The following is an 8348-nucleotide window of genomic DNA, read 5'->3' on the forward strand; positions in this document are numbered from 1 at the left end:
GAGCGGAACGGCCGTCGGGACTGCCTGGTGGTGCTCCGTGCGGTCGGGGTACGGGAGCGGTCAGACGCCGGTGACGGTCCACTCGTTGTTGGTGCTGGAGTTCGGCGCCCACAGCACCGCGGTGGAGCCTGACGTGGTGCTGCCGCTTCCGTCGAGGGCGGTGCCGCTGCCCCGGTTGACGATCTGGTAGCGGTTGGTGCCCACGCTGACCAGCGACCACTGCTGGTTGTTGCCGCCGTTCCATGGGGACTGGCGGGCGGGCGCTCCGTTGGTGCTGTCGCCCCAGCTGTCGGCGGCCATGCCGTTGGTACGGTTCATGATCCGGTAGTAGCCGGTGCCCAGATCCACCAGCTGCCACTGCAGGTTGTTGCTGCCGTCCCAGGTCCACTGCTTGAGGTTGGAGCCGGAGGCGACGCTGCCGCCGCCGTCGAGCGCCAGTCCGCTGGTGACGTTGGCGATCTTCACCCAGCCGGTGGACGTGCCCGGGCTGAGGCTCGGGATCTGGCCGGAGAAGGTGAGCTTGACGGTGTAGGCCAGCGCGGTGAACGGGGGGTTGGACGAGGGCATGGCCAGGTGCAGACCGGCGCCGTCCTGGGTCGGTGCGGGCAGGTTGGTGTACGACCCGGTGGCGTTGTTCAGCAGTTGCGCGCTCGTCAGGCTGCTGATGGTGAACTGGTTGGCGTTCAGCGTCTTGATGGTCATGGTGCCGCCCTGCCATCCCAGCGCGGTGGCGTAGAGCACCTTGTTGTCCTGGCTGCGGGTGAAGCGGATGTCCTGGGCGGTACCGGCCAGCGGGCCGCTGAACGTGCCGCCGCCCATCTGGGTCGGGCCCTCGCCGAAGCTGGTCCAGGAGCGGGTGGAGTAGACGGCCTCTCCGAAGCGGCCGAGCCAGTCGCCCATCCCCAGCAGGATCGACTGCTGCCCGGAGGGGATGGTGCCGTCGGCCATCGGGGCGATGTTGAGCAGCATGCTGCCGCCCTTGCTGACCCGGTCGATCAGCGCGTGCAGCAGGGCCTGGGTGGTGTAGTAGCCGATGCCCACCGTGTAGCACCAGCTGGACGAGGAGATGCTGTCGTCGGTGAGCCAGTACGGGGTGAGCAGCCCCGACGGGCCGCCGCGTTCGAAGTCGTAGACCTCGCCCTTGTTGTCCAGGCCGTCCTTGTAGGTCGCGGCCACGTCCTTGTTCCAGGCGACGGCCTGGTTGTAGTAGTACGCGAGGAACTGCAGCCGGTCGGACTCCTGGACCAGGCCCAGGTCGAAGTCCTGCCAGATCAGGTCCGGTTGGTAGCCGTCGATGACCTCGACCAGCTTGTTGTACCAGAGCTGGTTCTCCGCCGTGGTGCCCTGCTGGCCGAAGAGGATGCGCAGCGTCGGGTCCGACTGGTACGGCACGTGGTCGTAGTAGCCGTTGAAGTGGTAAGCGTGGTGCAGCGAGGTCATGAATTTCAGCCCCTGGCCGCGGATGGCCTGGGCGTGCAGACCCACGAGGTCGAGCTTCGGCCCGTGCTTGACCGAGTTCCACGGGTTGGACTGGCTGTTCCACATGGAGAAGCCGTCGTGGTGCTCGGCGACCGGTCCGGCGAACTTGGCGCCGGCGGCCTTGAAGAGCTGCGCCCAGGCGTTCGGGTCCCACTTGCCCCCCTGGGAGACCTGTTTGGGGGCGAACTGCACGAAGTTCCCGGACTTGTCGCGGGCGCCGTCGATGAAGTTGTTGTACGGCCACACCGACGGGTCGCCGTAGGTGGCGATGTGGTGCTGGTTCTCGGCCGAGCCGCCGATGTACATGTTGCGCGGGTACCACTCGTTGCCGAATGCGGGAACGCTGAAGACGCCCCAGTGGTAGTAGATGCCGAACTTGGCGTCCTGGAACCACGCTGGCGCCGGCGGGTGCTGGTCGACGGACGACCAGCTCGCGGTGTAGCTCCCCGGTCCGGCGGTCGCCGCGGCTTCGGGGGCGAACCGCAGCAGGCCGACGGCCGAGGCCGCGCCGGCCGCCGCCAGCAGACGGCGACGGCTGATCGGAAGTGATGAGGAGGACATGGTGGCCTCACAGTCGGTGGGGGTGCCGATGGGGGGAATCCGCGGTCCCGGGGCGGCCGGGCCGGGAATTCCCGGCCCGGCCGCCGCCGGTCGTTCGGAACAGGCGCGTCACGGGGACGCGGTCCGGCCGGCTGACGAGCGGCGGTGCCGCCGGTCGTCAGCCGGTCGGGGTGTTCAGCTGTGCGTCCACTTCTGGTTGCTGCCGCCGGTGCAGGTCCACAGCTCCAGCAGCGTGCCGTTGGCGGTGCCGGAAGCGGTGGCGTCCAGGCACAGGCCGGACTGGGGGTTGGTGATGGTGCCGTTCGTGTTGAGCGTCCACTTCTGGTTGGCACCGCCGTCGCAGGCCCAGATGTCGACCTTGGTACCGGCGGTGGTTCCCGCCCCGTACGCGTCCAGGCAGTCCCCGCCGTAGACCCGCAGCTCACCGGCGGAGGTGCTGGCCCACTGCTGGTTGGTGCCGCTGTTGCAGTCCCACAGCTCCACCTGGGTGCCCGCTGTCTGCGACTGGCCCGGCACATCCACGCACCGGCCGGACGCGGCGCCGACGATCGGCGCGGTCGTGCCGCCGCTGCCTCCGCCGGTGCCGGGCTTGATGGACAGGTTGTCGAACTGGGCCGTCTCGCCCTGGCTCGTCCCGTAGCCGATCTGGCCGCCGGCCCAGGTGTAGTCGTTCACGGAACCGACCTGGGAGCCGTCGATGGCGGCGATGATGGTGTTCCCGGCGAAGGACAGCGCCAGGGAGTGCCACCGACCGGTGCCCAGTGCCGCGACCGTGCCGTGCGCCAGCGTGCTGACCGAGCCGTTGGTGTTCGAGTTGAGGATCGACCACGCCCCGGTGTCGCTCACCCGCAGGCGGTAGGCGTTCAGGCCGCCGGTGGTGGTGTAGTCCTGCCCGTTGGCACGGCCGATCAGGTCGGCGTATCCCGCCTGTTCGAGCAGCACGTCGGAGGAGACGGTGTAGTTGCTCCAGTTCACGTCACCGAGCAGGGCGTGCGGATCGGACAGCGCGTCCCAGGTGATCGGCTTCTGCGCGCTCATCTGGCGTATGCAGGTGCCGCTGCGACCGCCGCCGCAGCCGACCGCCTCGAAGGCGCCCTGCCAGTCCATCAGGTATTTCGCCTCGGTGCCGGCGGCGTAGCTGTCGAAGGAGTCGCTGTAGGGCAGGCTCAGGCCGCCCTGCGCGGGGCTGGTGGCGGAGCCCTTGCCCTGGCCGGTGGTGGTAGTGAGGGTGTAGACGTAGCCGGGCTGCGCGGTCAGGCTGAAACTTCCACCGGACGGCGTGATGCCCGCGGCGTGCACGAGGTAGTCCGCCGGGTTGTTGGAGCTGACCTTGGTCGACCAGACGTGCACGGTGCCGGTGGACAGCCCCCCGGCGACGGTGAAGTTCAGCGTCTGGGCGCTGCCGGCGTCCATCGTCTCGATGACGGTGGAGTAGTCGGAGTTGTTCGTCGACTTCAGCGACACGTAGCTGCCGTTGTTCCGGTTGCCGCCGATGTAGCCGCTGGAGTCGTCGAGGTAGTGCCAGCCCGGCGCGGTGAACTGGGTGGTCTGCGCCGTCACCCAGGCGTTCTTGCCGATCGCGTAGTAGCCGGACCACGGCTGCGAGGCGAGCGCGAGGCCCATCGTCGGGTACGGCAGGTTCGGCGTGACCGCGGCCACCACCGGCCAGTTGAGGTAGGCCGTCATCCGGCCGTCGATGTAGCCGCGGTTGATCCCGCGGGCCATCGCCTGGGCTCCGCCGTTGTAGTCGTCCGAGCCGTTCTCGCTGGCCCACAGGGGCTTGCCGGACGATGACGCGGCCCCGGGCACCGCGCAGTTGGCCTGGGACGACCGGTAGCCGCAGGGATAGTGGGCGCCGATGACGCTCACCGCCGAGGCGAACGCCGCGTTGGAGTCGACGTCGTTGGCCACCGACCAGTCCGAGTCGGCCGCGACGATCTTGATGTTGCTGTAGCCGTTGGCGTTGAGGGCGCTGCGCAGTTGCTCGTACCAGGAGATGTTGTAGTTGCGCTCGTTCCACCCCCCGAGGTAGTCGATGCTCAAGTTGTGCTGCTTGGCGCAGCCGAGCCACGACAGCAGGTAGTTGATCATGTCGGTGGACCAGAAGTTGCCGTTGCCGATCCAGCCGGGCGCGCCCCAGGCGAGCCCGTACAGCTTCAGATTCGGGTTGCGCGCCTTGGCCTGCCCCATCAGCCACCACTCGTAGCCGGTGTTGCAGTTCACGGTGCCGCGGGTGTGCTCGATACTCGGCTCCGCCCCGGAGGTCGAGTTGGTGTCGCCGCCGATCTCAGCCTTGAGGATCTGCAGGGACGCGCCGTAACCCGGCCGGAACAGGTAGTCCAGGATCTGACCGCGCTCGGGTTCGGGGTAGTCGATCAGCAGCCGGCTGTTGCCGCCGCCGCCGCTGATCGCGCCGACCCCGTCGAAGACCCGTCCTGCCGACGCGCCATTGATGGCGATCGACGTCGCGGCGTGCGCCGGTACGGCAGCCGTACCCACCACACCGCCCGCAGCGAGGATCAGGCCCGTGCACACTGCCGTCGAAACTCGCAAATGCCGGAACAACCGGCCCAAAACAGACACCTTACCGTCCTTTCGAAGGCAAACCGGATGAACTTCCGCGTGCCGGCCGGCGCGCTCGCGAGCGGGGCGCCGGTCAGCGCACGGGGCGGGCAGAACGGGTTGGAGCGGCCGTCAGGCGCTGCCCGGCGCCGGACGCCGCGTTCTGCCCGGCGTCAGTCGAGCGTCCACTGCTGGTTGCTCCGGCCGTTGCAGGTCCACAGTTCGGCCAGCGCGCCGTTGGCGGTGGAGCCGCCGGTGACGTCCAGGCACAGGCCGGACTGGGCACTGGTGACGGTGCCGTTGGAGTTCAGCACCCACTGCTGGTTCGGCTGGCCGTTGCAGCCCCACACCTCCACCTTCGTCCCGGCGGTGGTCTGGCTGTTGTAGGCGTCCAGGCACATCTGCCCGCTACCGCTGTACACCGTCAGCTGGTTGGAGGAGGTGCGCGTCCAGGTCTGGTTCGGCTGGCTGTTGCAGTCCCAGATCTGCAGCTGGGTGCCGGCGGTGGTGCTGGAGTTGGGCACGTCCAGGCACTTGCCCGCGCCCACGGCGCGCAGCGCGCCGCTGGTCCCCGCACCGCCGCCGGTCGTGCCGCCCGCCACTCGGTACATGACCGTGCCGTGCGCCGGAACCGAAGCGCTGATCGCGCCCGACGTGGTCGACGCCGCTCCCGACCACAGATCGGTCAGCGTGTAGCTCGACGCGCCGGACTTGCCGACCGCTCCGGCGTTCGTGCTGATCGTCGCGGCCGAACCGGTCTCGTTGAACAGCGCCACCGACACGTCGCCGTTGGCCAGCGGCTTGGCCAGCACATCCAGACCGCCCGAGGAGGACACCATGGTGCCCTGGCGGCCGAGCGAGTCCTGGTCCACCGCGATCACTCGGGTATTGGTGAGCGTGGAGAGCGTCGTGGAACTCGCCGAGGCGATGTTGGTGCCCGCGATCAAGGGCGCCGCCATCTCCGACCAGAGGCTGAACTCCGAACGGGCCTCCGTGGAGCTCAGCGAGCCGTTGCCGACCTCCAGCATGTCCGGATCGTTCCAGTGACCCGGACCGGCGTAGGAGGCCAGTCCCACGTTGCTGTGGAAGATCGACAGCATGCTGGAGAAACTGGCGTTGATGTCACCCGTGGTGCGCCAGCTGTTGCCCACGTTCGCGCCCCAGGTCCACACGTTCTCCTGGCCCCAGTTGCACAGGCTGAACAGGATCGGCCGGCCCGTGGAAGCCAGGGCGTCGCGCATGGTGGTGTAGCGCGTCTGCGCCGGCGTCTCGTTGCCGTTGCCGCACGAGTTCAGTGCGCAACCCGGACCGGCGTAGCAGTTGTCGTACTTCAGGTAGTCCACGCCCCAGGAGGCGAAGCTCTGCGCGTCAGTGGTCTCGTGGCCCAGGCTGCCGGGAAAGCCGCCGCAGGTCTGGAGTCCCGCGTCCTCGTAGATGCCCAGTTTCAGGCCCAGCGAGTGCACGTAATCGGCCGTGCCCTTGATCCCGTCGGGGAACTTCGCAGGATCCGGCACCAGTCGGCCGCCGCTGTCCCGGGAATGGGTCATCCAGCAGTCGTCGATATTGACGTAGCTGTATCCGGCCGCCTGCATACCGTCGGTGTGCATCGCCTGGGCCGTCGCCTTGATCAGCGACTCCGACACATTGCACCCGTAGGCGTTCCAGTCGTTGAAGCCCATCTGCGGAGTCAGGGCCAGGCCGTTGCCCAGCGCGGCGGCCGGTTGGGCGACCGCGATGGTGACCAGGGGAGCGGCCAGCGCCAGGAGCGCGGCGGAAAATGTGAGCGCTAACGTCCTGCGCAGGGACCGCCGCCGGGGCGGCGGGGGCAACTGCTCTGCTGGTACGGCGAACAAGGTCATGACGCATCGACTCCTCGGCCGGGTAGTGGGGGGAACGGGCCTCTCCCGGAGCCCGTCCGCCAGGACGGGCGGCAGCCGCCGGCCGGGCGGTTGCGCGGGAGGGGCTGCGCGGGCGGGTGGCGGGGCGGTCCCGGACGTGCCGGGACCGCCGCCCACCCCGGTGGGAGAACCGACCTCAGCGGTAGTCCGCCGCCGCGATGTTGGCCTGCACCGCGTTGTCAGTGGCGTCGGACGGGTAACCCGTGACGATGGCCCCCTCGTAGAAGGTGCCCGCGCTGAGGTTCGCGCCGCCGCCGGGCTTGCAGCAGTCACCGCCGCTGCCCAGGACGATCGCCCCCTGCTTCTTCATCGGGTTGTACCCGGACGGCAGAGCGCCGTCCCACAGCGTGCTGAGTCCGCCCGACTGCGCGTTCGCACCCTTGAGCGCGAATCTCGTCGTGCCGTTGTTCTTCAGCATCGCGGTCACGAACTTGCTGGTGAACGCGCGCTGGTTGGTGTTCCAGGACTGGCTGCCGCCGGGGTACAGACCCCATTCGAGGTCCGCCTGGACCCAGGGGCCGCTGCCCGAACACCCGCCGAACCAGCACTGCTTGCCGAAGTTGATCGCGTCCATGGCCCCCGCGGCATCCGCCTTGCGGTCCGTCTCGCTGTTGCCGTAGTCGAAGCAGCAACCGCTGTTGACGTGGGTGCCGCTGGTCACCATGTAGGCGCCCTCCGGGGCGGTCCCGGTCGGTACGCCGGTCAGATGGCCGTCCCGCCAGTAGCTGTTCCCGGGATTGATGTACAGCGAGTAGGCCTTGTTGCCGCCCGCGGTCAGTGACTCGGAGGTCGCGTTCGCCGGGCCGCTCTGGCTCGACCCCGGTACCTGCGCCGATCCCTGGTACCACAGGTCGTTCCCGTGGCCGGACTGGTCGTAGACGGCCGTGATGGCACAGGAGGTGCCGGCGCAGAAGGAGTCCTGCGCGGCGGCGTTGACGTCACCGCCGGTCGCGAGTACCCCGATGTCCCTGGTCGTGTTGTCCGACGAGCGCCTGACCTGGTAGAGCCGGCCGGCGTACGAGCTGTACAGCGCGCGCACCGTGCTGTGCGCGGCCACACACGGCGTGCCGCCCGCGGCGTAGAGGTCGCACGGACCCGAGCCGCCCGCCGGAGGCGCGGTCCCCGACGCGCTCCACCGCTGGTTGCCCTGCCCGTTGCAGGTCCACAGGATGACCGCGGTGCCGTCGGCGGTACCCGCTCCGTTGACGTCCAGGCACAGACCGGACTGGACCCCGGTGATCGACCCGTCCGAGTTCTGTCGCCACATCTGGTTCGACTGCCCGTTGCAGGTCCAGATGATGACCGCGGCTCCCACCGAGGTCTGGTTGTTGGCGACGTCCACGCAGCGGGTGCCGCCCATCGTCCGGATCTCGCCCGCGGAGGTGAAGTCGAACGCCTGGTTCGCCTGGCCGTTGCAGTCCCAGATCTGCAGGGCGGTGCCCGCCGTGTCGACGTCGCCCTTGACGTCCAGACATCGTCCCGATGCCTGGCCCACCAGGGGGGCGGCCACCGCGGAGGCCGGCACCGACCACGTCAGCGCGGTCACCAGCATCGCGGCCAGCAGCGTCATCACGCCCAGGACCGCGACCGCGGGTGAGCGGGATCGGCGGGCTGCGGCGCTGCGCGGCTTAAGGGGTGAAGACTCCATTGTCTGTTCCTTGAGAGTGTGGGGGGTGGGAGGCGACGCGGGGTGCTGTGCTCGTCCGTTGGGAACAGCCCAGGAGAGCCGCCACTGCCACGGGCACGCCCAGGTGTCCGGCGCTTTTGTTAGCGCTAACGTTTAGCTGCCCGGTTTCTTCCTTCCCTTCGACCAGCAGGAGGATCGCAGGGCACGCGGAGCGCGCGCTG

4 protein-coding genes are annotated in these 8348 nt (G+C 69.0%); all 4 read right to left on the minus strand.

Translation table 11 applies throughout. The annotated features are described in order from the left end of the window. Nucleotides 1–60: 60 nt before the first annotated feature. The 4 genes from GA0115240_RS12530 to GA0115240_RS12545 all read right to left on the minus strand — a co-directional run bounded on the left by GA0115240_RS12530 (nt 61) and on the right by GA0115240_RS12545 (nt 8070). Nucleotides 61–2040, minus strand: coding sequence for an alpha-L-fucosidase (locus GA0115240_RS12530; protein WP_093736760.1), 1980 nt, complete (start codon nt 2038–2040; stop codon nt 61–63). A 174-nt stretch (nt 2041–2214) separates the two neighbouring features. Next, nucleotides 2215–4623: a ricin-type beta-trefoil lectin domain protein gene (locus GA0115240_RS12535; RefSeq protein ID WP_093736761.1), complete on the minus strand. Its 2409-nt coding sequence runs from the start codon at nt 4621–4623 to the stop codon at nt 2215–2217. Between the two features lie 152 nt (nt 4624–4775). After that, a complete protein-coding gene (locus tag GA0115240_RS12540) occupies nt 4776–6461 on the minus strand; it encodes a glycoside hydrolase family 27 protein (RefSeq protein ID WP_093736762.1) in 1686 nt (561 codons plus the stop codon). 175 nt (nt 6462–6636) lie between these two features. After that, nucleotides 6637–8070 (minus strand): lectin, encoded by a 1434-nt coding sequence (locus GA0115240_RS12545; RefSeq protein WP_176725053.1) that lies wholly within the window; start codon nt 8068–8070, stop codon nt 6637–6639. Nucleotides 8071–8348: the final 278 nt, after the last annotated feature.

Source organism: Streptomyces sp. DvalAA-14 (assembly GCF_900091855.1).
In the GTDB taxonomy this organism is placed as follows: Bacteria; Actinomycetota; Actinomycetes; order Streptomycetales; family Streptomycetaceae; genus Actinacidiphila.